The 24,290-nt window shown below is 32.5% G+C and carries 21 protein-coding genes; 11 read left to right on the forward strand and 10 right to left on the reverse strand.

The window, feature by feature from the left end; translation table 11 throughout:
• The first annotated feature begins 62 nt into the window (after positions 1 to 62).
• The 8 genes from ACOSP6_RS08380 (at position 63) to ACOSP6_RS08415 (ending at position 10,652) form a co-directional block, all read left to right on the forward strand.
• Positions 63 to 755 carry a hypothetical protein gene (locus ACOSP6_RS08380; RefSeq protein ID WP_422095076.1) on the forward strand — a complete coding sequence of 231 codons (693 nt, stop codon included), beginning with the start codon at positions 63 to 65 and terminating at the stop codon, positions 753 to 755.
• A gap of 94 nt (positions 756 to 849) precedes the next feature.
• Positions 850 to 1,884, forward strand: coding sequence for a helix-turn-helix domain-containing protein (locus ACOSP6_RS08385; protein WP_422095592.1), 1,035 nt, complete (start codon positions 850 to 852; stop codon positions 1,882 to 1,884).
• A 2-nt stretch (positions 1,885 to 1,886) separates the two neighbouring features.
• Positions 1,887 to 2,708 (forward strand): DUF2911 domain-containing protein, encoded by an 822-nt coding sequence (locus tag ACOSP6_RS08390; protein WP_422095077.1) that lies wholly within the window; start codon positions 1,887 to 1,889, stop codon positions 2,706 to 2,708.
• A gap of 54 nt (positions 2,709 to 2,762) precedes the next feature.
• Positions 2,763 to 5,927, forward strand: coding sequence for a UvrD-helicase domain-containing protein (locus ACOSP6_RS08395; RefSeq protein ID WP_422095715.1), 3,165 nt, complete (start codon positions 2,763 to 2,765; stop codon positions 5,925 to 5,927).
• Between the two features lie 25 nt (positions 5,928 to 5,952).
• Positions 5,953 to 7,146 (forward strand): glycine C-acetyltransferase, encoded by a 1,194-nt coding sequence (kbl, locus tag ACOSP6_RS08400; protein ID WP_422095079.1) that lies wholly within the window; start codon positions 5,953 to 5,955, stop codon positions 7,144 to 7,146.
• Positions 7,147 to 7,267: 121 nt separating this feature from the next.
• Positions 7,268 to 8,665 carry an OmpA family protein gene (locus ACOSP6_RS08405; protein WP_422095080.1) on the forward strand — a complete coding sequence of 466 codons (1,398 nt, stop codon included), beginning with the start codon at positions 7,268 to 7,270 and terminating at the stop codon, positions 8,663 to 8,665.
• 169 nt (positions 8,666 to 8,834) lie between these two features.
• Positions 8,835 to 10,346 carry a F0F1 ATP synthase subunit beta gene (atpD, locus tag ACOSP6_RS08410; protein WP_422095081.1) on the forward strand — a complete coding sequence of 504 codons (1,512 nt, stop codon included), beginning with the start codon at positions 8,835 to 8,837 and terminating at the stop codon, positions 10,344 to 10,346.
• 24 nt (positions 10,347 to 10,370) lie between these two features.
• Positions 10,371 to 10,652: a F0F1 ATP synthase subunit epsilon gene (locus ACOSP6_RS08415; protein ID WP_422095082.1), complete on the forward strand. Its 282-nt coding sequence runs from the start codon at positions 10,371 to 10,373 to the stop codon at positions 10,650 to 10,652.
• Positions 10,653 to 10,737: 85 nt separating this feature from the next.
• On the opposite strand, the gene pyk is transcribed toward ACOSP6_RS08415, so the two are convergent.
• The 5 genes from pyk to ACOSP6_RS08440 form a co-directional block, all read right to left on the reverse strand.
• Complete coding sequence (pyk, locus tag ACOSP6_RS08420) at positions 10,738 to 12,165, reverse strand: pyruvate kinase (protein ID WP_422095083.1); 1,428 nt, start codon at positions 12,163 to 12,165, stop codon at positions 10,738 to 10,740.
• Between the two features lie 3 nt (positions 12,166 to 12,168).
• On the reverse strand, positions 12,169 to 12,639 hold the full coding sequence (locus ACOSP6_RS08425; RefSeq protein ID WP_422095084.1) for an IPExxxVDY family protein: 471 nt from the start codon (positions 12,637 to 12,639) through the stop codon (positions 12,169 to 12,171).
• An 84-nt stretch (positions 12,640 to 12,723) separates the two neighbouring features.
• Entirely contained in the window at positions 12,724 to 13,464 is a 741-nt protein-coding gene (rnc, locus tag ACOSP6_RS08430) for a ribonuclease III (protein ID WP_422095085.1), read from the reverse strand.
• Positions 13,465 to 13,477: 13 nt separating this feature from the next.
• Complete coding sequence (gene fabF, locus ACOSP6_RS08435) at positions 13,478 to 14,728, reverse strand: beta-ketoacyl-ACP synthase II (RefSeq protein ID WP_422095086.1); 1,251 nt, start codon at positions 14,726 to 14,728, stop codon at positions 13,478 to 13,480.
• A 6-nt stretch (positions 14,729 to 14,734) separates the two neighbouring features.
• The gene (locus tag ACOSP6_RS08440) at positions 14,735 to 14,971 is read right to left on the reverse strand and encodes an acyl carrier protein (RefSeq protein WP_075340350.1); all 237 of its coding nucleotides are present in this window, start codon (positions 14,969 to 14,971) and stop codon (positions 14,735 to 14,737) included.
• Between the two features lie 168 nt (positions 14,972 to 15,139).
• On the opposite strand from ACOSP6_RS08440, the gene purN reads away from it, so the two are divergent.
• Both purN and ACOSP6_RS08450 read left to right on the forward strand, forming a co-directional pair.
• On the forward strand, positions 15,140 to 15,715 hold the full coding sequence (purN, locus tag ACOSP6_RS08445; RefSeq protein WP_422095087.1) for a phosphoribosylglycinamide formyltransferase: 576 nt from the start codon (positions 15,140 to 15,142) through the stop codon (positions 15,713 to 15,715).
• Positions 15,708 to 16,346, forward strand: a complete 639-nt coding sequence (locus tag ACOSP6_RS08450; RefSeq protein WP_422095088.1) for a viroplasmin family protein — start codon at positions 15,708 to 15,710, stop codon at positions 16,344 to 16,346. Before purN ends, ACOSP6_RS08450 begins: the two co-directional genes overlap by 8 nt.
• Before the next feature lie 3 nt (positions 16,347 to 16,349).
• On the opposite strand, the gene ACOSP6_RS08455 is transcribed toward ACOSP6_RS08450, so the two are convergent.
• The 4 genes from ACOSP6_RS08455 to ACOSP6_RS08470 form a co-directional block, all read right to left on the reverse strand.
• On the reverse strand, positions 16,350 to 16,766 hold the full coding sequence (locus ACOSP6_RS08455) for a hypothetical protein (RefSeq protein WP_422095089.1): 417 nt from the start codon (positions 16,764 to 16,766) through the stop codon (positions 16,350 to 16,352).
• Between the two features lie 68 nt (positions 16,767 to 16,834).
• Positions 16,835 to 17,794 (reverse strand): M43 family zinc metalloprotease, encoded by a 960-nt coding sequence (locus ACOSP6_RS08460; protein WP_422095090.1) that lies wholly within the window; start codon positions 17,792 to 17,794, stop codon positions 16,835 to 16,837.
• Between the two features lie 90 nt (positions 17,795 to 17,884).
• On the reverse strand, positions 17,885 to 18,946 hold the full coding sequence (locus ACOSP6_RS08465) for a M43 family zinc metalloprotease (RefSeq protein WP_422095091.1): 1,062 nt from the start codon (positions 18,944 to 18,946) through the stop codon (positions 17,885 to 17,887).
• A gap of 377 nt (positions 18,947 to 19,323) precedes the next feature.
• A complete protein-coding gene (locus tag ACOSP6_RS08470; RefSeq protein WP_422095092.1) occupies positions 19,324 to 20,535 on the reverse strand; it encodes an aminotransferase class V-fold PLP-dependent enzyme in 1,212 nt (403 codons plus the stop codon).
• Between the two features lie 91 nt (positions 20,536 to 20,626).
• Between ACOSP6_RS08470 and ACOSP6_RS08475 the strand changes: the two genes are divergently transcribed.
• Positions 20,627 to 21,949 (forward strand): serine hydrolase domain-containing protein, encoded by a 1,323-nt coding sequence (locus ACOSP6_RS08475; RefSeq protein ID WP_422095093.1) that lies wholly within the window; start codon positions 20,627 to 20,629, stop codon positions 21,947 to 21,949.
• Between the two features lie 48 nt (positions 21,950 to 21,997).
• Here the strand turns inward: ACOSP6_RS08475 and ACOSP6_RS08480 are convergent, their stop codons facing one another.
• Positions 21,998 to 24,250: an inorganic phosphate transporter gene (locus tag ACOSP6_RS08480; RefSeq protein WP_422095094.1), complete on the reverse strand. Its 2,253-nt coding sequence runs from the start codon at positions 24,248 to 24,250 to the stop codon at positions 21,998 to 22,000.
• Between the last annotated feature and the right edge of the window lie 40 nt (positions 24,251 to 24,290).

Raw genomic sequence — 24,290 nt, forward strand, 5'->3', positions numbered from 1 at the left:
TTAACCCTTTACTTTCATTGAGTTTTGTAGTTGCTTTGTGAAATAATTTAAAATTTGAAAACATGAAGTTATTAGTAATCAAATTGGCTTTTTTATGTGTTTGCTGTTATCAAGGAGTAGCTCAAACAGGAAAAAAAGCATTTCAGTTTAAAAAAGGAGAAGTATTAGATATACTTCTTGTAACGGGGACAAAGAACAATTATAAAAAATTGTTTGATAGGTATAAAAAAACAGCGTTTCCTGTTGCTTCTAAATTAACTTATCAACCACAATCAGGATTTAGAACTAAAAAATTAATGATGGGAAGTCATTTGCCAGTTAATTTTATTTTTGGGAAGTGGAGCGATATTAAGAAAAGAAAGGAATTTTTAAGAATAATAGATAAAGAAGTTCCAGATTTTCATAAGCAGAGAAAAGATTTATTTCCATACTTTGGTTTAGCATATTTTGAAGTTAAAAATGATGTAAATTTTTCAATTTATAAGAATAAGTTCAATGTGGTAACTTCGTTTTGGAAAAAGAAAAAAGATAAAACTGATTTTTATAAAGTGTGGGAAAATAGCGTGAAAAGAAATGGAGGGAAAGTTGTTTTGAAATTAGAAAAAGGAGAGTCGCCAACGGGATATTATTACAAGCCAGATATTATATCTATTGTAGAATGGGAAACTGATGAACAGTTTGAATCTTTTTCCAAGAAGTATCCATTGTCTAGCTATGCAAGATTATCAAATGTACATCAATTTCAAATTGATTAATTTTCAAAAAAGAAAAAAGTAAATGCAACAAATTCTTGAACAACTCGTGTACTTTGGTTTTTTTCAAAGTTTATTACTTATATTTATTTTTATAGTGTCTTTGAAAAGGCGTAATCAAATCAATGAGTTTTTATTGGTATTGATTGTAATTCTAACTATAGGATTGTTTGGTAAAGTATTACATAGTATTGATTTGTTCGATAGAAGTTTCAAATTAATGGCAATGTCGGAGTTTTCTGCGCTCTTATTTGGACCTACAATTTTCTTATTTGTACAATCTACTTTGTTCAAAGAAAAGTTTACAAAAGCTAGTTTACAGTACTATGTCCCAGGTATTGTATATTCATTATTTATTACAGGATATTTCATTATTCCATCACGTGAATATCAAATAGAACGAAATAAGTCTATTGATTTAATGACGGTTATTTACTGGTGTCACGCTATTGGTTTAGTAGTGAATATATTGTACTGGATAAAGGCGTATAAAGGTTTTCAAAAATTCTCAGATAGTTTCAAAAATGAGTCTTCATTTGTACCTCATATAAAGTTTGTCCATCATTTTTTGATTGTAACTGGCTTTTGTATGTTAATCTGGCTGATTTTATTCATAACAAACTTCTTAGGTTTTCCAATGATTGAACGAACTGCAAGACCTTATATCTGGATTGTACTAACGTTCGTAATTCTATTTATTAGTTATTACATGATGCTAAAACCTGAGGTGTTGAAATCTATTCCAGATGTAAAAGTTAAGAAGTATCATCAATCAAAATTAACTCATGAAGATTTAGATCGTTTAAAACTAGCATTAGAAAAATTAATGCTAGAGAAAAAACCATACTTAAACGCTAAATTATTGAAAACAGAATTAGCTCAAATGTTAGGAGTGCATGGTCCGGAATTATCACGATTATTAAATGAAAATATCGGGATGAATTTCTTTGAATATGTAAACTACTACAGAATTAAAGAATTTGTTGATTTAGCAAAAAGTGAAAAAGGAAAACAACTTACTTTTTTTGGATTGGCCCAAGAAGCGGGTTTCAATTCCAAAACAACATTTAATAAATCTTTTAAAAGCTTGATGGGAGTTTCTCCATCGGCATATTTTAATCAAAAACAATAAGAATGAAAACATATATAATAATGGCGTTCATGTTTGTGAACGCTGGTTTGCTAGCGCAATTAAAAGTCCCAAGTTTAAGTCCAAAAACTAAGCTAAGTCAGAATATAGGATTATCAACAGTAACCATAGAATATTCTAGTCCGAGTAAAAAAGGAAGGAGGATTTTTGGTGGATTATTACCTTATGGGGAGGTTTGGAGAACTGGTGCAAATACAGCTACTAAATTATCTTTTTCAAAAGATTTACTTATAAATGGAGAACAATTTAAAAAAGGTGATTATACATTACTGATTGTTCCAGGCAAAGATAAGTGGAAAGTAAAATGGTATAAATATGCTAGCTCAAATTGGAATGATTACAAAGAACAAAATCCTTATAAGACAATGGAAGTTCTGGTAAAAGATTTAAAAGAAGTTGTAGAAACATTTTCAATGAGATTTCAAAATAACTCATTGCACGGTTCAGATTTATTTATTGAATGGGAAACAGCTCGAGTTGAAATTTCAATAAAGATTCCGGAAGAATTAGAAATAGTTAATTCTATCAATAAAACCTTAGCTGGTCCAAGTAATTCCGAATATTTTAGAGCCGCACTTTATCTTCATGAAACCAAAACTGACTTGCCAAAGGCGTTAGAATATATTCAAAAAGTTACTTCCTCAGAAAAAGCATTGTTCTTTCAAGTTACACGTGAAGCTTTAATTTTAAAAGATTTGGATGAGATTAGTAGAGCAAAGAAAGTTGCGAAAAGAGCTTTGAGGTTATCTGAAAAAGCTAAGAACAACGATTTTATTAGAATTAATAAGGAAATACTTAGTCTATAAAAGCTCAATATTTTTAAAAAACACCTTACGAGTTAGGGTGTTTTTTTAGTTAACTTGCATAAAAATTTAGTTGTGCAAGTAAGTCCTTCATTTCAAATATTTAATGCATCTGCAGGTAGTGGTAAAACATTTACGTTAGTGAAAGAGTACTTAAAAGTGGTACTGCAATCGAGTGATGTATTTTACTTTCAGAAAATATTAGCCATAACATTTACCAACAAAGCAGCTGGTGAAATGAAGGAGCGTGTAATGAAATCACTCTCAGATGCTGCAGAAGAAGTTGAAAATGATATTATCGGGCAGATATTACAGGAAACCACTTTAGATAAAGCAACTGTAAAAGAAAGAAGTACTAAAATATTAGATGCTATTCTACAGAATTACTCGGCTTTTTCCATTACAACGATTGATAGTTTTACACATAAGATTATCAAGAACTTCGCGCACGATTTAGGTTTAACACTCAATTTTGAAGTTGAAATGGATGCGGTTTCATTGCTTAACGAAGCCGTTGATATATTGATTTCTAAAATTGGAACCAACAAAGAGTTGACGAATCTTTTAATAGATTTTTCTTTGTCTAAAATAGATGAAGATAAATCTTGGGATATTTCTTATGAATTAAAAGAGTTTTCAAAAATTTTATTAAATGAAAATGATGTTCAACATTTTAGAAATTTAGCAGATAAGTCAATTAATGACTTTTTCAGCTTAAAGGAAAAACTTGTTAAGGCGAACAACCAAATTGAATCTTTATTTACTGAAGTAGCTGACAAGGCATTGTTATTAGTCAAAAACAACGGCTTAGAGTTTTCTGATTTCTCATATAGCGGAGAAGTGCCGAAACACTTTGAAAAGTTATTGAGATTAAAGTTTTTAAAAGATGGTGATTTAAAATTTGACGGAAGAATCAATAAAAATTTTGAACTAGATAAAAACCTATTTGCTGGAAAAGCAAGTGCTGAAGCTAAAAGTACTATTGAGGATTTGTATGATGATTTTAAAGAGCTGTATTATGAATCGAAACGATTATATGAAGAATATTATGGTACTTATCTTTTAAATAATCTAGTATTAAAAAGTTTAATTCCTTTGGCTGTTTTAAATTCTATAAATTCAGAATTACAACATCTGAAAGAAGAAAATAATATTAGATTAAATGCAGAGTTCAATCAGTTGATTTCAGATAATATAAAAAATCAACCTACTCCTTTTATTTATGAGCGCCTTGGACAACGATTCATGAATTATTTCATTGATGAAATGCAAGATACTTCTGTATTACAATGGGAAAATCTAATTCCGTTAATTGATAATGCACTTGCCCAAGAAAATAGTAGTTTACTCTTAGTTGGTGATGCAAAGCAAGCTATTTATCGTTGGAGAGGAGGAAAAGCAGAACAATTTATTAACTTAAGTAATGAAAACCATAAAATATTTCAGGTAAATAAAAGCATCAATTTATTAGATACTAATTATAGAAGTTTTTCTGAGGTTGTTAATTTTAATAATCAGTTTTTTCAACATGTGAGTTCTTTTTTGAACAATGAAGATTATAAGCAGTTGTTTGTTGACGGAAATAAGCAATTAAATAATTCGAAAAAAGGAGGATATGTATCATTAAGTTTTTTAGAAAAACAGGAAGATAAAAGTGTAGAAGAAGAAAAGTATCCTAAAAAAGTTTTTGAAAAAATTACTGAGTTAAAACAACAATATTCTTTAAATGAAATTGCTGTTTTAGTCAGAAAAAAGAGCGAAGGAATTCAAGTTGCAAATTATTTATCTGAAAAAGGAATTCCAATTATATCTTCTGAAACATTATTGCTTAAAAATAATGAACGAGTTAATTTCATAGCTAATATTATTCAATTAATTCTTCAGTTTGATAATGAAGAAAAGAAGTTCGAAATTCTATACTTTTTACATAAGCATTTAACTATTGATAAAGATGCTCATAGTTTCTATGATGTATTCATCAAAACAGATATCAATACTTTTTTTAATGAGTTGCAGTCTTTTTCGGTTGACTTCAATTTGAATATTTATTTTGAATTACCTTTTTATGATAAGATAGAGTATATTATCCGAAGTTTTAATTTATTATTAAGTTCGGATGCTTATGTCCAGTTTTTTCTAGATGTTGTTTTGGATCAACAGAATAAAGGAAATGATGTTAATGATTTTATTGAATTCTGGAATGTTAAAAAAGAAGTGTTGAGTATTGTAACTTCTGAAGATGCAGATGCAGTTCATATAATGACAATTCATAAATCTAAAGGTTTAGAATTTCCTGTTGTTATTTTCCCTTATGATTTGGACATATACCGACAAGTTAAACCAAAAGTTTGGTTTGATGGTTTACCTGAGACATTTGATGGATTCAAATCATTATTTATCGATTTCAATAAATCGCTTGCTAATATTAATAGTAGAGGAACTGAGATGTATAATCAACAGATTCAAGAATTAGAGTTAGATAATCTTAATTTACTTTACGTCGCTTTAACTCGAGCTGTTGAGCAATTACATATTATAACGGAAAAGAAAATCGGGAAGTCAGGTGAGAATACTAATTACTATTCTGGAATTTTTATTTCATTTCTAAAAAATGTGGGGCTTTGGTTAGATACTGAGAACGAATATCATTTTGGTGAAAGCCTTCGATTTAGTGAAAAATTAATTCAGCAAAGACAAGTTCAGATTCAAGAAAAGTTTATAACTACAGCTTGGCAAAGACATAATATAGTGTTACTTGCTAGCGCATCAAAATTATGGGATACAAACCAAGAAAAATCTATCCAGTATGGAAATTTAGTCCACGCTATTCTTTCAGAAATCTACATAAAGTCAGATATTGAAAGAGTCTTTCATTTCTATACAATGCAGGGTGACTTGTCAACGGAGTTACTTTCTAGCATTAAAAGTTTAATTGTAAATGTTGTAGATCATCCGTTATTAAAAGATTATTTTTCCAACGAAGTTATTGCTTTCAATGAGAAAGAAATTTTGACAGTGAATAATGATATAATTATACCTGATAGATTGGTTTTTTCAAACAAAAATGTAACTATAATAGATTACAAAACAGGTGTTGAGAGTGTAACTCATGTAAACCAGTTAGAACAATATGCTGATGAGCTCGAAAGCCTAGAATTTAAAATCATTAAAAAAATACTTGTCTATATAAATGATGAAGTTTTAGTTAAAGAAATTGACTAATTTTACATCGCAAACAAACTATACCATGTACGGAAAAATCAAAGAACATTTACAACAAGAAATTCAGGATATTAAAGAGGCTGGATTATATAAAAGTGAAAGAATAATAACTTCTTCTCAAGATGCAGTTATTAAAATCTCGACAGGAGAAGAGGTAATTAACTTTTGTGCAAATAATTACTTAGGACTTTCAAATAACAAAGAAGTTATTCAAGCAGCAAAGGATGTGATGGATACACATGGGTTCGGAATGTCTTCTGTTCGTTTTATTTGTGGAACTCAAGATATTCACAAAGAATTAGAGGCTAAAATCGCAGAATTCTATCAAACTGAGGATACAATTTTGTATGCAGCGGCTTTTGATGCAAACGGAGGAGTTTTTGAGCCTTTATTGTCAAAAGATGATGCAATTATTTCAGATAGCTTAAACCATGCGTCAATTATTGATGGTGTTCGTTTATGTAAAGCAGCCAGATATCGATATAATAACAATGATATGGCTTCTTTAGAAGAACAATTAATTGAAGCAAATAAACAAAATCATAGGTTTAAGATTATTGTAACGGATGGTGTTTTCTCTATGGACGGAATCGTTGCAAAGCTAGATGAAATATGCGATTTAGCAGAAAAGTATGATGCGTTAGTTATGGTTGATGAGTGTCACGCTGCTGGATTTATAGGAGCTACCGGAAGAGGAACTTTAGAGCTTAAAAACGTATTAGGTAGAGTGGATATTGTAACAGGAACATTAGGTAAGGCCTTAGGCGGTGCTATGGGAGGTTATACAACTGGTAGAAAGGAAATTATCGATATTTTACGTCAACGCTCTAGACCATATTTATTTTCAAATTCATTAGCACCAGCAATCGTTGGAGCCTCGCTAAAAGTGTTCGATTTGTTATCGAATGACACTTCTCTAAGAGATAAACTTGAATGGAATACAAACTACTTTAGATCAGAAATGGAGAAGGCTGGTTTTGATTTAGTTGGAGCAGATGCAGCTATTGTGCCTGTAATGCTTTACGACGCAAAGCTTTCTCAAATAATGGCAGATAAATTATTGGAAGAGGGAATTTATGTAATTGGGTTCTTTTATCCAGTAGTACCAAAGGGTCAAGCAAGAATACGTGTTCAATTATCTGCTGCTCACGATAAAGAACACTTAGATAAAGCTATAAATGCTTTTATAAAAGTAGGAAAAGAGTTAAACGTTATTTAGTAAATAGAAGAACAAAAACTTGTTTTTTTTATAAGTTTTTGTAGATTTGCTTTTGTAAATAAGTTTTAAGAACTTACATTTGCGTTATATATAAACGAACTTTTAATTTAAATTTTTGATAATGAAACAATTAAAAAATTTAGCTATGTTAGCTATTGTTGCGTTCTTAACATTTGGTAATGTTAATGCGCAAGACGAAAACAACCCTTGGGCTGTAGGTTTCGGTATTAACACTATTGATGTTAGAACTACCTCAGAATTTGGTGACCACGTGAAAGATTTCTTCGGAGCTGGTGAGTGGGGAGATAACACTTTACCATCAATTTCGAGAATTAGTATCGACAGATACTTGAACGATGGGTTTTCTTTACAGTTAGCAGGTTCTATAAACAAAGTTAAAACTTACGCTAGTAGCGAAGATATCGATGAGCTTTACTGGTCTATTGATTTAGTAGCTAAGTGGGATTTAAATCACTTATTTGGAGACACAGGATGGTTTGATCCTTATGTTTACATTGGTGGAGGTTTTGTTGACTTCGGAAGAATGGATGCTGGAAATTTCGTTGAAGGAAGCGAAGGAACTCTTAACATGGGTTATGGGTTTAACATCTGGTTCAACGATAACATCGGTGTTAACTACCAAACTGGTGGTAAAAAAGAATTTGCTGATAAAGTACAAGATCACTTCCAACACTCTCTTGGTTTAGTTTTCCGTTTCGGTGGAAAAGATACTGATGGAGACGGTGTATACGACAAGAATGATGCTTGTCCAGAAGTTGCAGGTTTAAAAGAATTCAACGGATGTCCTGATGCTGACGGAGATGGAATCAAAGATTCTGATGATGCTTGTCCAAACGAAGCTGGTATTGCTGCGTTAAACGGTTGTCCTGATGCTGATGGTGACGGTATCGCAGATAAAGATGATGCTTGTCCAAACGCTGCTGGTACAAAAGCAATGAACGGTTGTCCAGATGCTGACGGTGACGGTATCGCTGATAACAAAGATAAGTGTCCAAACGAGGCTGGTCCTGCTGAAAACGGAGGATGTCCTTGGGGAGATAAAGATAACGATGGTGTTAAGGATAACGTAGATAAGTGTCCAGACGTTCCTGGTGTTGCTTCAAGACAAGGATGTCCAGAGCCTAAGCCAGTTATCACTGAAGAGGCTAAGAAGAAATTAGATGAGTTCGCAAGAGCTATCTACTTCAACTCTGGAAGATCTTCATTCAGACCAGGTGTTACTGGAAAGTTAGATTTAATCGCTGGAATCATGAAAGAATATCCAGATGCTAACTTCAACATCGAGGGTCATACTGATAGCCAAGGAGCTGCTTCAACTAACCAAAGATTATCTGAGAAAAGAGCTAAAGCTGTTTTAGATTACTTAACAGGTAAAGGTGGAGTTCCTGCAAGCAGATTAAGTTCTGTTGGTTTAGGGGAGGATTACCCAATCGCTACTAACAAAACGAGAGCTGGTAGAGCACAGAACAGACGTGTAGAGATTAACTTAAAGAAGTAATCAATACCGAAATATAATTAAAAGAAAGCCTTGCATTTGCAAGGCTTTTTTCTTTTTAAAAAAATATTATACAAAGACTTTTTATATTGTTATAAAAAAATTACCTTTGCGCTCTGAAAAGTGGGATAAACATCACTTAATAAATACAATAACTAAATTACAGAAAGTAATGTCTACAATAACAGGTAAAGTTTCTCAAATTATTGGTCCAGTTATCGATGTTGAGTTCAATACAGAAAATGCCGAATTACCAAAGATTTATGATTCGTTAGAAATTAAAAAAGCTGATGGTTCAATATTAGTTTTAGAAGTTCAACAACATATTGGTGAAGATACTGTTCGTACAATCTCAATGGATGCTACTGATGGTCTTAAAAGAGGTCAAGAAGTAGTAGCTACGGGTAATCCAATTCAAATGCCAATAGGAGAGGATATCTATGGACGTTTATTTAATGTAACAGGAGATGCAATTGATGGTTTAGGTGATTTACCTAAAGAGGGTAGCAATGGTTTGCCTATTCACCGTCAAGCGCCTAAGTTTGAAGAATTATCAACTTCTACTGAAGTATTATTTACAGGTATTAAAGTTATCGATTTAATTGAGCCTTATGCAAAAGGAGGTAAGATTGGATTATTTGGAGGAGCAGGTGTAGGTAAAACAGTATTAATTCAGGAGTTGATTAACAACATTGCAAAAGGACACGGAGGTTTATCTGTTTTTGCAGGTGTAGGTGAAAGAACTCGTGAAGGAAATGATTTATTACGTGAGATGTTAGAGTCGGGTATTATCAAATACGGAGATGATTTCATGCATTCTATGGAAGAAGGTGGATGGGATTTGTCGAAAGTAGAAAAAGATACCATGAGAGATTCTAAGGCTACTTTCGTATTCGGACAAATGAATGAGCCACCTGGAGCACGTGCAAGAGTTGCTTTATCTGGTTTAACAATAGCTGAGTATTTCCGTGATGGAGCAGGAGAAGATCAAGGTAAAGATGTATTATTCTTCGTTGATAATATTTTCCGTTTTACTCAAGCAGGTTCTGAGGTATCGGCTTTATTAGGTCGTATGCCATCTGCCGTAGGATACCAACCAACATTAGCTACAGAGATGGGAGCAATGCAGGAGCGTATTACATCTACTAAAAAAGGATCTATTACATCTGTACAGGCAGTTTATGTACCTGCGGATGATTTAACGGATCCAGCACCAGCAACAACATTTGCTCACTTAGATGCAACTACAGTATTATCTCGTAAAATTGCTGAGTTAGGTATTTATCCTGCAGTAGATCCATTAGATTCTACTTCAAGAATTTTAACTCCAGAAATCTTAGGAGATGAGCACTATAATTGTGCACAAAGAGTGAAGGAGTTATTACAACGTTATAAAGAGTTACAAGATATTATCGCTATTTTAGGTATGGAAGAATTATCTGAAGAGGATAAGTTAGTAGTTCACAGAGCACGTCGTGTACAACGTTTCTTATCTCAACCATTCCACGTAGCTGAGCAGTTTACTGGTATTCCAGGAGTTTTAGTTGATATTAAAGATACTATTAAAGGATTCAACATGATTATGGATGGTGAGTTAGATAAGTATCCTGAAGCAGCTTTCAACTTAAGAGGATCTATTCAAGATGCTATTGAGGCTGGTGAGAAAATGTTAGCGGAAGCTTAATAATTAATAAAAACAATTGATATAATGTTTTTAGAAATCGTAACACCTGAAGCAGTAATTTTTTCATCTGATGTAACATCAGTTGCAGTGCCTGGTTTAAATGGAGAATTTCAGATTTTGAACAATCACGCACCTATTGTTTCTGTATTAACATCTGGAAAGATTCGAGTAGAGGCTAATAACGCTTCTATAGATGAGAAATTCGAAGATAGATTTAATAAGGATAACGACGGAAAGTTGAGTTTTACTATTAATTCAGGAACACTTGAAATGAAAGATAATAAAGTTATAATTCTAGCAGATTAATATAGAAGTTTAGAGTTTTACTTTTAATAAAAACAAAAGCCCATAAAATTAATTTTATGGGCTTTTTTAGTTTTGGTTTTTGAATTTAATCTATTTGTGAGACTCTCAGCGTGTTCACCATACCTTTTTCTTCAACTGGCATAGAGCTTAAATTAATTACAAATTCACCTGATTTTACAAATCCTTTTTCTTTTATAATTTCATTAAGATCTTTAATAGTATCATCAGTATTTAATTCTCTATCGTAATAAAAAGCTCTAACTCCCCACAAAAGGTTTAATTTTCCTAAAATTCTCCTTTCTGAAGAGAAGGCAATTACATGAGATTTTGGTCGCCAGGCAGAAATCTGAAATGCTGTATATCCACTGTTGGTTAAAGTAGAAATAGCTGAAGCTTTAATGTCATCAGCCATTAAAGCCGCGTGATAACATATAGACTTTGTAATAAAACGGTTTGTTCTAATATGTGGTGCTTCTACCGGAACTTTTATTAAATCAGAAAACTCAACGCTACCAATAATTTCTGTCATCTTTTGTATAACTCTAATAGGGTGTTTACCCACAGAAGTTTCTCCAGAAAGCATTACTGCATCGGCACCATCCATTATCGAGTTCGCTACATCATTTACCTCTGCTCTTGTTGGTACACTATTTTCAATCATAGTTTCCATCATTTGAGTAGCAATAATAACAGGAATACGGGCCTTTTTAGCTCTTCTAACAAGCATCTTTTGAATTAATGGTACATCTTGCATAGGTACCTCAACACCTAAATCACCTCTAGCAACCATTAATCCATCACAATAAGGAATTAATGCATCAATGTTTTCAACAGCTTCTGGCTTTTCAATTTTGGCAATTACTGGTACTCTATAACGAGATTTTTGTTTGATTAAATCACGAAGCATTCGTAAATCTTCTGGATTTCTAACAAAGGACAGCGCAATCCAATCTACTTCCTGCTTTAAGGCGAAAACAACATCTTTTTTGTCTTTTTCGGTTAGTGCAGGTAGTGATATATTCGTATTAGGTAAATTTACGCCCTTTTTTGATTTCAAAGGACCTCCGACAATTACTTTGGTTATAACTTCAGAAGTTTTGTCTGTAGAAATAACCTCAAATTGAAGTTTTCCATCATCAACAAGAATATTTTCTCCTGCTTTTACGTCTTTTGGAAACTGTTGATAAGTCATATAGGCTTTCTCTTTAGTTCCAATACATTCTTCTGTAGTGAAAATAAAAGTGTCTCCAGCTTTAACTTCTACATTATCTTCCATAACCCCAACACGAAGTTTTGGACCTTGTAAATCAGCTAAAATTGCTACATTGTATCCTCTTTCCTCATTAATTTCCCTTATTTGGCGAATTCTCTCCTTAACAGTGTCATAATCTGCATGAGAGAAATTAATCCTAAATACATTTACACCAGAAGCTCCCATTTCGGCTAGGATTTCCTTGGTGTTAGTAGCTGGACCTAATGTTGCTACAATCTTAGTCTTTTTATTGTGTGGCATAGGTTAAAAAATTAAAAATTCTTTAGATTTTAGTGTGTTTGTATCTATATTATAGGAAGTTATTACACCTTGAGTTTGATGAATAACTTCGTTAATTTCGTGTACTTTGTTTTGAGTAAACTCTCCTTCTAATTTTAAGAAATAATCTACTTTTTTCTTTTCAGGAATTAAATATCTTCTCGTTTCATTTTCTGCAAATAAACTATTCGAGTCATCTTTAGCCTTTGTTTTAAAAACATTTGAAATTAAATACCAAACATCATCATTATTATAATCCATATACTCAAACAATGGATAAAAGGCTTCATAAGATTTGTTTTTAACATCAATATCAGTCTTGCAACGCTGAAAATGAACGTTTAAATTTGCATTTAATACGTAAGCTAACTGATAATCTTCTAGGGTGCTATGTATTCCTATAATGTGATAATCAGTGCAAGAAAAATCATCAAGGCTTACTGTATGAACTTGCATAAAAGATATAAATTACTAATATGCTAAGTTAAAGAATGTAATGATAAGATATTGTGAAAAAAACGAAAACGATTTCGATTCTGTTTATTCTATTGAGCTAATTTCGTTTTGAAAAGCATAATAAACTCTCTTTGCTGCCATTTCTTCAGCTTTTTTCTTTGAAGTAGCTCTTCCTTTTGCAATTTTTTGACCATCTATGTACACAATTACACTAAAATGTTTTTGTACTTGTCTACCCGTATCTTCATAACTTTCAAAAAGATATTTCCTTTTTGTTTTTTGACACCATTCGATAATATAACCTTTATAACTTGATATTTTATTCTCAAGTTTTTGCAAATCTACATAAGGTATAATTACCTGATCATATATAAATTGATGACAATAATTGTACCCACGATCTAAATATATCGCACCTACTAAAGCTTCGAAAATATTTCCATGGATATTCTCACCAATTTGGTTTTGATTGATGTTGCTTTTTACAAATCTGATGAGATCTAGATCTTTACCTAATTTGTTTAGGCTTTGTCTGCTAACAACTTTCGAGCGCATTTGAGTTAGATAACCTTCATCACCTTTCGGAGCTTCTTTGTATAAAAATGAAGCAATTACAGAGCCCAATATAGCATCTCCTAAAAACTCTAAACGTTCGTAATTAATAGGCTTCCCTTTACTATCTGTCATTTTAAGAGAACGATGAATAAAAGCTCTTTTATAATGTGATAGTTTTATGGGTTTAAAATTTAGTAGTGCTTTTAAGTCGTAATAAAATTCTTCGTCCTCCTTAGTTTTTGGATTAACTATTTTGCGAAGAAAATTCATATAATAAGATTAATTAATCTAATTTTTTAAAAGCTATACAGGCATTATGACCTCCAAATCCAAATGTGTTACTCATCGCTACTTTAATATCTCTTTTTTGAGGAGTATTTAACGTTAAGTTTAAATCTGGATTAATATTTTCATCTTTTGTAGAATGATTGATTGTAGGAGGAACAATTCCGTGCTTCATTGCTAATATAGAGGCAACAGCTTCTATAGCACCTGCAGCACCAAGTAAATGACCTGTCATTGACTTAGTAGAATTGATGTTGATGTTTTTAGCATGATCTCCAAAAACCTCAGATATAGCTTTTAATTCAGCAACATCTCCTAAAGGTGTAGAAGTTCCATGTGTATTAATATGATCAACTTCTTCCGGTTTTATTCCTGCATTTTCTAGACAGTTTTTCATCACCGCAATTACTCCTAATCCATCAGGGTGTGGAGCTGTCATGTGATGTGCATCAGAAGATAAACCACCACCAATTACTTCAGCGTAAATTTTCGCGCCTCTAGCTTTGGCATGTTCATACTCTTCTAAAATTAACGCTCCTGCACCTTCACCTAAAACAAAACCATCTCTTTCAGCATCAAAAGGCCTTGAGGCTGCTTGGGGATCATCGTTTCTAGTAGATAAAGCATGCATTGCATTAAAACCACCCATTCCAGCTATGGTAACAGCTGCTTCACTACCTCCAGATACGATTACATCGCAATGTCCTAATCGTATGTAGTTAAGTGCATCAATTAATGCGTTTGCTGAAGATGCACATGCAGATACGGTAGTGTAATTTGGCCCCATGAATCCATTTTTAATAGAAATATGTCCTGGCGCAATATCTGCAATCATTTTTGGTATAAAGAAAGGGTTGAATCTAGGACTTCCGTCTCCTTTGGCGTAATTTAAAACTTCATCTTGGAAAGTTTCTAAACCACCAATTCCGGCACCCCAAATTACCCCAACTCTTAATTTATCAATAGTGTCTAAATTTAACTCAGCATCTTTAATTGCTTCATCAGAAGCAATCATCGCATACTGCGTAAATCTATCCATTCTTCTTGATTCTTTTCTATCGATGTAATCTTTAACATCGAAATTTTTAAGTTCACAAGCGAAACGAGTTTTGAACTTGGCAGCATCAAAATATGTAATAGGGGCTGCACCGCTAACTCCGTTAACTAAGCCATTCCAATATTCTTCAATATTATTTCCTATTGGCGTTAATGCGCCAAGTCCAGTTATAACAACTCGTTTTAATTGCATATATTCTTACTTTTTAGCTTCTTCAATATAGCTTATTGCTTGACCAACTGTAGCAATGTTCTCCGCTTGATCGTCTGGGATTTGAATATCAAATTCCTTTTCAAATTCCATGATTAACTCAACAGTGTCTAAAGAATCTGCTCCTAAATCGTTAGTGAAGCTTGCTTCGTTAGTTACTTCGTTATCGTCTACTCCTAATTTATCAACGATAATTGCCTTTACTCTTGATGCAATGTCTGACATAATTTTTTAATTTTTAAATTTAAAATCGTGGCAAAAATACAAATCTTAGGTTTTAATTCTAATTTTTGCCCGAAAATGTGGGGTCTAAAATAAAAAAATCTTTTCTTAAGACCACACTCATGTTAATAATTATTGTTTTTTTGCAGTAACTATATAGTGTTGTAGATTATGAAACGAATTGTAATTTTTGCTTCCGGCTCTGGTAGTAATGCCGAAAATATTATTGGGTTTTTTCAAACTAAAAAATCTATTGATGTTACTCACGTGCTTACTAACAACCAACGTGCCAAAGTTTTGGAGAGGTGTAAAAGATTGGAAATAAACACGTTAGTATTTGATAAAGAAGATTTTACTAAAACTGATAAGGTGTTGAATTTTTTGAGAAACGAAGCAGATTATATTGTTTTAGCTGGATTTTTATGGAGGGTGCCAAGTAAGATTGTTGAGGCTTTTCCAAATAAAATCATAAATATTCATCCTGCATTATTGCCAAAATATGGAGGAAAAGGAATGTATGGAATGAATGTTCACAAAGCCGTAAAAGATAATATTGAGGGTGAAACTGGTATTACAATACACTATGTAAATGAAAATTATGACGAAGGAGCTATCATTTTTCAGGCAAAAACGAAAATAGAAGAAGATGATTCTGCCGAAGAGATTGCAGAAAAAGTTCATGAATTAGAATATAAATATTTTCCTCAAATCATTGAGAAAGTAATTTTACAAGAAGAAATTGGCTAATAAAAAGAAATATTACGTTGTTTGGAAAGGAAAAAAACCTGGGATTTACACTTCTTGGGAAGCGTGTAAGGAACAAATTAACGGTTTTGAAGGTGCTGAATATAAATCATTTGCGAGTGAATCTGAAGCGAAAGTTGCTATAAAAAAGTCTTTCGAAGATTTTAAAGGGGTTAATACAAAGAAAGAAACACTTACTAAGAAAGAACTTGAAAAGTATGGTAAACCTATTTTAAATAGCTTATCGGTAGATGCTGCATGTGCAGGTAATCCAGGTAAAATGGAATACAGAGGGGTTGACACCAAAACCAAAAAACAAATTTTCATTCAAGGTCCATTTAAAGAGGGAACAAATAATATAGGAGAGTTCTTGGCGATTGTGCATGGTTTGGCTTTTTTACAGAAAAAAAATGCTCATAATTATCCAATTTATACAGATTCCAAAATAGCAATGAGTTGGGTGAGAAAGAAGCAATGTAGAACTAACATTACTTTTACAAAAGAGAATAGTGATTTATTAGAATTAATTAAAAGAGCCGAAAAATGGCTTAATGATAACAACTACTCAAACCCAATTTTAAAATGGGAAACAAAGGCTTGGGGTGAAATTCCGGCTGATTTCGGAAGAAAATAGTTACTAATCAACAAAACTTCTTAATAGTTCTATAATTTTTTTTAGCTCTTCAGGTGGATTATTATCGTCAAATTGATTTGAAGTGTAAGTTTGTTTATCTGTTTTTATAGTAAAAGTTGCGTGCATTGCTCTATCTGAGGCTCTGTTTTCGGATGAAACTTTAAATTCAGAAAGTTTAGTTAAATCTATTTTTTTAATTAAATCATACAGTTTGTTCTTTTGCTCATCATTAATTAGAAGACTTTTGCTATCACTGTAAGTTTTATACTCAAGATTTTTACCTGCCAATTTTATATTTTCCATTGCTCCTCTCGTTTGAGCATTAAATATTATTTCTTCTATTGAGTTGGTTTGTTGTTTTTTCTGTGAAACACAGCTTACTGAAGTTAAAATTATTAATAAAGAGATGAATGTTTTCATGGTTTTCAATTAAAAAAAGCGCCATAAATTATGGCGCTCATAAATATAATAATTTTCAAGTTTTGAGATTAGTCAGCCATTGTAGCTCTAAATCCTCCAGCAGCAAAAACTGCGTCCATTCTAGCTTTTTGACCATTCGTAAACATGTACATACAATCATCAGAAGAATAGTCCATGAAGTTCATAGTCATGTTAGTTGTACCACACTCAACAGTTGGATAAGTTGGGCAACCTCTACTTGGTCCTGCAGCGTCTGGAGTATCAGCAACAAAATCAGTAGCACCGCAACCACCATCACCCCAAATGTGACGTAAGTTTAACCAGTGACCAACTTCGTGAGTAGCAGTTCTGTCAGTTCTTCCAACAAATCTACTTCCTAATACAACACCGTCAGTAGACCAGCTACCTCCTGGGAATTGAGCATATCCTAAGATAGTTCCACCTCGGTATGGCATGTTGTTAACAATCCAAATGTTTAAGAATTCTTGAGGGTTAACTACATCACTACCTCCACTAGAAGAGAATTTCATAGAATCGTCTGGTCTCCAGCTTCTTTTTCTACTACTAACTCTAATTACATCTTCAATTACAAAATCGATTCCAACATTAGCCTCTACACCTGCAAATTCAGCTGGCATAGCACCTCTATTTGGATTTTGTAAATTAAAGTCTTCGTTTAACGCTGCTATCTGATCTTCTAAAACAGATAAAGGTAAGTTTTCACTAGCTTGTCTATAGATTACGTGGAAAACTACAGGAATTTGAATTTTTCCATTAACTAATCTACCTAAAACATTTTCTTGTTCTGAGATGAACTTAAAAGTTTGTTCTTCAATACTAGCCATTTTCCCGGCTAAACTTGGATCTTGAGCTAAATTTTCATTTAACTTATCCATTGTAAAACATTGCTTGGCACTTTTTTGTGCAACAACTTCATCATTAGTTTCTACAGGTTGATCTGTTTCATTGTTTTGACAACCTATTAGTAAAGTTGCAGCAGCTACAATAGATAAAACTACTTTTCTCATTGGTAAGGGCTTTTTGAGAAGCAGTTTATAAGAGGTCTTTTAACCTCTTATAAACTACTTAGGTTAATATAAATAATAATTGTGTGTTTACTAGTTTAAGATTGAAGCTCTACCTCCTCCAGATTGGAAAGTAGCTCTCATTCTTTCTTTCTGACCTTGAGAGAATAAACTCATACAAGCATCATCAGTGTAGTCCATGTAGTTCATTGTCATGTCATTAGAACGACAGTTTACAGTTGGGTAACTTGGACATCCGTAGTTAGGTCCATCAGAAGAAGGAGTATCAGATACGAAATCGTCTTGACGACATCTTCCGTCTCCCCAAATGTGACGTAAGTTTAAGTAGTGACCAACTTCGTGAGTCATCGTACGTCCTTTGTTAAATGGAGCTTGTACGTATCCAGTAGTACCAAAGAATTGAGGAGCACATACTACACCATCAGTAGCTAAATTACCACCTGGAAATTGCGCATATCCTAAAATTCCTCCACCAATGTTACATACCCAAATGTTTAAGTGAGTAGAAGGTGATACTGGAGGGTAAGCAGATTTTACTGCATCGTTAGTTCCCCAAGAAGTTCTTGAGTCAGCATATCTAAAAGTATTAGCTAAAGTGAAAGTAATTTCACTATCAGCAGCTACAGCAGCAAACTCAGCTGGTGTATTACTTGCGTCAGAATTTTGCATTCTGAAGTCATCATTTAATACTCTCATTTGAGATGCGATTTGTGCATCAGAAATATTTTCGTTTGAGTTACTATATACAACATGTACATATACAGGGATATTGATTACTCCTAATCCGTCATCTACTGGTGGATTTCCTCCTCCACCATCGCCGCCGTCTCCGCCGCCTGGTTTACCACCGCCGTTTCCGCCTTTTTTGGCAGCAATGAATTTTCTTGTGTTGTATTCAATGTCATACATTTGCTTGTATAAACCTGGGTTTTCTTTTAATTGACGGTTTAATACCTTCATAGATTGACATTGAGAGTTTACTCCTTTTGCAACTGTTTCCTCAGTTTGTACATAGAAGTCGCTCATATCTACGACTGCTTCTTGTGTTAATGTAATGTCTTCTCTTGAATTTTCATCTTGACATCCAGTTAATAAACCTGCTACTACAGCAATGCTTAATAAAACTCTTTTCATTTTGTAAAATTTAAAATTTAATAATTGAGAAAAACCAAATATTTTTTTCAAGGGCTGGTTTTTCTTCCCCATTTTTTAAAAAATTAACAACTATGTTAAATGAACTTAAATAAACCAATAATAATGTTAATTTTTTGTGATGCTAAAAATAAGATTTTTTTACTTACAAAAGTGAAATCCTTAAAAAAAAGTTAATTTCTTTGGTGAAGCCTTATTAATATTGGGTTTTATTGTTGTTTTTGGCAAAAAAAATGTCATTTTTCATGTTTTTTTTTAAACAAAAACGATGTGTTTTGTGTAAATTTAATAAAAAAAGGCATTGAAAAATGAGAATTTAACAATACCTTTTTGGTAAGTTTTTTGTAAAAATGGTAAAATTAACTTAACATCATTTTTGCCTTTTTTACAGCATTAACTAATGTGTTTATTTCCTCTTTTGTATTGTAAAAAGATAAAGAAGCTCTTACTGTTCCTGGAATTTTATAGAAATCCATAATAGGTTGTGCACAATGATGTCCAGTTCTTACCGCAATTCCTAGTTTGTCTAGGATACTACCGATATCGTATGGATGAATTCCATCTATATTAAATGATATTACCGAGGTTTTATTAGCAGTTCCAAAAATTCGGAGTCCTTCTATTTGTTTTAGCTCCGAGGTAGCATACTCTAAAAGTTCATTTTCACGTTCTTGAATTGTTTCAAAACCTATAGAGTTCATATAGTCAATAGCGGCACCAAAAGCAATTCCGCCGCATATATTAGGCGTACCAGCTTCAAATTTATGAGGTAAACCGGCGTATGTAGTTTTTTCAAAAGTTACAGTTTCAATCATTTCTCCACCGCCTTGATATGGGGGAAGCATTTCAAGAAGTTCTTGTTTTCCGTATAAAATTCCCACACCTGTTGGTCCACACATTTTGTGAGCTGATGTAACATAGAAGTCTACATCTAAAGCTTGAACATCGGGTTTTATATGTGGACATGCTTGAGCGCCATCAATTAAAACGTATGCTCCGAACTTATGAGCTCTATGAATAATAGTTTCTATAGGATTAATTGTTCCTAAAGCATTTGATACATGATTACAAAAAACTAATTTCGTTTTTGAGTTTAGTAATTCATCGAATAAGTCCATTCTAAGAGAACCATCCTCATCCATCGGAAGAACTTTTAGTGTAGCTCCAGTTTTTTCACACATCATTTGCCATGGAACAATATTCGAGTGGTGTTCTAAGGCAGATACTATAACTTCATCACCTTCTTTTAAAATTGAACTGAAACCAGATGCTATAATATTTATACTTTCTGTAGTTCCAGCTGTAAAAATCATTTCATAAGCATGCTTCGCGTTAAAGTGTTTTTGAATTTTAATACGAGCTTCTTCATACTTATCTGTAGCTTCTTGACTCAGTGTATGTACTCCGCGATGAATATTTGCGTTATAGTTAGTGTAATAGTCAACAATGGTGTCGATAACTTGTTTAGGTGTTTGAGATGTCGCACCGTTATCGAAATATATTAAAGGTTTTCCGTGAACTTTTCTTTTTAAGATTGGAAAATCTTCACGTATTTTATTGATATCAAACATGAAAAATATAATTTATAACAAAAATACGGCTCTGTTGGCAAACGAACAATCAATCACTTAAATTCTTACATTTGTTTAAAATTAACCTCATATGAAAATATTAAAGAGAAGTTTATTATTACTTTTCACGGTTTCACTGTTAATCGTTTTTTACAATTACCCAAAACTTAATATAATAGCTGGTTATTCTGCAAAGATGACGGGTTCTTCTGTGTTTTTAGCGGAAAGAAGTCTTGCGTTTACAGATAGTACAGATACGAATTTTTCTCCTATCAATCAGGCAATCAATAGAGTTGATATTGACAAGAAAACAGCTTATTCATCGGCTTTTGGTTTACTGAATCGTAAATCGATCTATAGAGATGGATTTGGAAGTTTATTACTTGTTGATGGTGTTAAGCTCGATAAAAATATTCCAAAACCTAAAAGAACGGAACCTGACTTTGTTACCCCTTTTCCTTATGGTAATGCAGAACCAAAAGATTCGATTTTTTCAAATATAAATTACGAAAAGTTAAATGCCACCGTGGATAAGATGTTTAACGATATCAATAAAACTAGGGCAATTGTTGTTGTTTATAAGGACAAAATAATAGCAGAAAAATATGATACAGGTTTAGATAAAAACTCTGTTTTACTTGGGTGGTCTATGACTAAAAGTATAACTAGTACACTTTTTGGAGTTTTACATTGTCAAGGAAAGATTAATGTTTATGATGAAGCTCCTTTTGAAGAATGGAAAAATGATGAGCGAAAGGATATTACTATTCATAATTTATTGCAAATGAATAGTGGTTTGGAGTGGGATGAAGATTATAACTCTATTTCGGACGTAACTAAGATGCTGTTCTTAACAGAAGATGTTACAAGGATTCAAATAGATAAACCTTTAGTAGGTAAACCAAATGAGTCTTGGAATTATTCATCAGGTACAACAAATTTACTTTCTGGTATTTTAAGAAAGCAATTTAAAACACATCAAGAATATTTAGATTTTTGGTATAGTTCGCTTATTGATAGAATTGGAATGAATTCAATGACAGTTGAAACGGATATGGCTGGAAACTATGTTGGATCATCATACGCTTGGGCGACTGCAAGAGATTGGGCTAAGTTTGGATTGTTGTATTTGCATAATGGGAATTGGAATGGAGATTCATTATTTGATAAAGATTGGGTGAATTATGCTACTACACCAACACCAACTTCAGATGGATGGTACGGGGCACAAATTTGGTTGAATTCGGGAGGAAGGTATTTAGATGTGCCAAGAAATATGTATTCATTTAACGGATATCAAGGACAAAATGTTTTTGTATTACCAGATCAAGAATTGGTAATAGTTCGATTAGGTCTTACAAAAAATGCAGATGTAAATAATTTTTTAAGTGAAATTTTAAATTCTTTCAAATAAAAAAAACTCGAGTTTAACTCGAGTTTTTTTATGGTGTTTTTAAAGTGCTTAAATTGATACTTTCGTACTTATATAAAACTCGTTGTAATTATCTAGTAGATTTATTAATCCAGATACTAAATCTTGTGTTTCTAATAAAATACTAAAGTATAAAGTAGTGTTTTTAGGGCTCGTTTCATACGTACGAATCCTTTCAACTTGTCTTTCAATTGATTCAGATACTTCTTTTAAAAGCTCCTTTTTCCCAACTAAAATCTGATTTAAATTGTCGAATTGTTTTGTTTCAAATGCTTTACTGATATCCTCAAGTAATTGACTTAATTTATTGTCAATGTGCTTTAAATCTTTTAATTGAGATTTTTTAAGATTCTTGTGATTGTTATTTACGTGATTATAAGTAGACTTTGAAATGTAACTTATAGATTGTGCAATATCTTGAAGGTAACCTAAGATTAAGATGTAAAATTTACTCGCCTGAACAGAAGTGTCATCTAAAGACTTGATAAAATAGAATACACCACTTTTTAAACTTTCAATTTCGTTATTTAGCTTGGCTACGTGCTTTTCAGTTTTTCTTAATTTATTTAAATCATGAGTCGCTAAATCATTAACAACACTTGAGTATAATTTGTTTACTCTTTCAGCAACATTAGCAATATGTCCAGAACTTTCTTCAATTACTTCGTTAATAGAAATTAACTCAGCTCTTTCTACAAACTGCTGTTTTTTCTCTTCTTTAGACTTTTTAGAGTATTGCAACGTAGTTCTAACCAACATTGCGATTACAACAAACAATAAAACAGGAATCATTGCTGTGTGCCAGTAAATTAAAAAAGCAACAATACCAGCTGCTGTAAAAGCAATAATTGCAGTTAAAAACCACCCACCAATTACATTAATAACACCAGCAACTCTATATACAGCGCTTTCGCGTCCCCAAGCTCTATCTGCTAAAGAAGTTCCCATTGCTACCATAAAAGTTACATATGTAGTTGATAATGGAAGTTTCATTGAAGTTGCAATAGAAATCAGGATACTCGCCATAATTAAATTTACAGAAGCACGAACTAAGTCAAACGCAGGTAATTCGTATGTCTTGTCTTTAGGTAATTTAATTACTGGTTTTTCAAACTTTGAATTGATATAATCTTGTGTTTTTAATGGAATTAACTTGTTTAACCCCATATTCGTAAACATAGCTGCTCTTACAACAATACGAGAAAGATTATTTGGCTGAAATTTTTCGTGTCCATCTCCTTGACGAGATAAGTTAATTCCAGTTTCGATTACCGCACGTGCTTTTTTAGAAGTCCAAAGTGTAATTACCATAATTGCTCCAGCAAACAATAATAATAATGTGTTTGAAGGAACTTTTTCTGCTAATATTCCCATTGAGAATTCGTTAGCGGCCACGCCAGAAGCTTCCCAAGCATTATAGGAGTTTAAGGCAGCAATAGGTACACCTATAAAGTTTACTAAATCATTTCCTGCAAAAGCCATAGCTAATGAGAACGTACCAATCGCAATAATCGCGGTTAAAATGTTTATTTTAAATACATTTATAAGTAAGTATGAAATCGCCGACCAAATAGCAAATCCACCTAAAACAATTAGTGTTGTGCTTCCTTCTATGGTATGTTTAATACTACCGTAAAAATCAGTTCCTTTTAGTCCTTTTATTATAATAAAATAAGTAATTGCGGTGATAGCAAATCCACCGAACAATGCGCTTATATAAGTAGGTCTATTTTCAAAATTAAATGAATAAATAAGTCTTGAAAAATATTGTACTATAGCTCCGACGGTAAACGCAACTACTACGGAGAGTACGATTCCTAAAATAATTTTAGTGGCTTGTTCATTGTTAATATAATTCCAAATTTCTGAAATAGAAGCTTCTTCTGAGGCAGTTATTTTAAGAAGCGCAATTGCTACAGCAGCACCAAGTAATTCAAAAACAATTGATACCGTTGTAGAAGTTGGCATTCCTAGAGAATTGAATATATCTAATAAGAGAATATCCGTAATCATTACCGCCATAAATATGAACATGATTTCTTCAAACATGAACATATTTGGGTTAAAAATTCCTTTTCTAGCAACCTCCATCATTCCGCTAGAAGTTACAGCTCCAAAGAACACACCAACACTAGCAATAATCATAATTGTTTTAATTGGAATGGCTTTTGAACCAATAGCTGAATTTAAAAAGTTTACAGCATCGTTACTAACACCTACCACTAAGTCAAGAATTGCAAGCCCCGCAAGTGCTATTAACATTAAAATATATGGATCTCCCATTTTTATACATTTAAACTTGGCAAATGTATAAACGAATGCT

It is taken from the genome of Tenacibaculum sp. MEBiC06402, assembly GCF_049239625.1.
Lineage (GTDB): Bacteria > Bacteroidota > Bacteroidia > Flavobacteriales > Flavobacteriaceae > Polaribacter.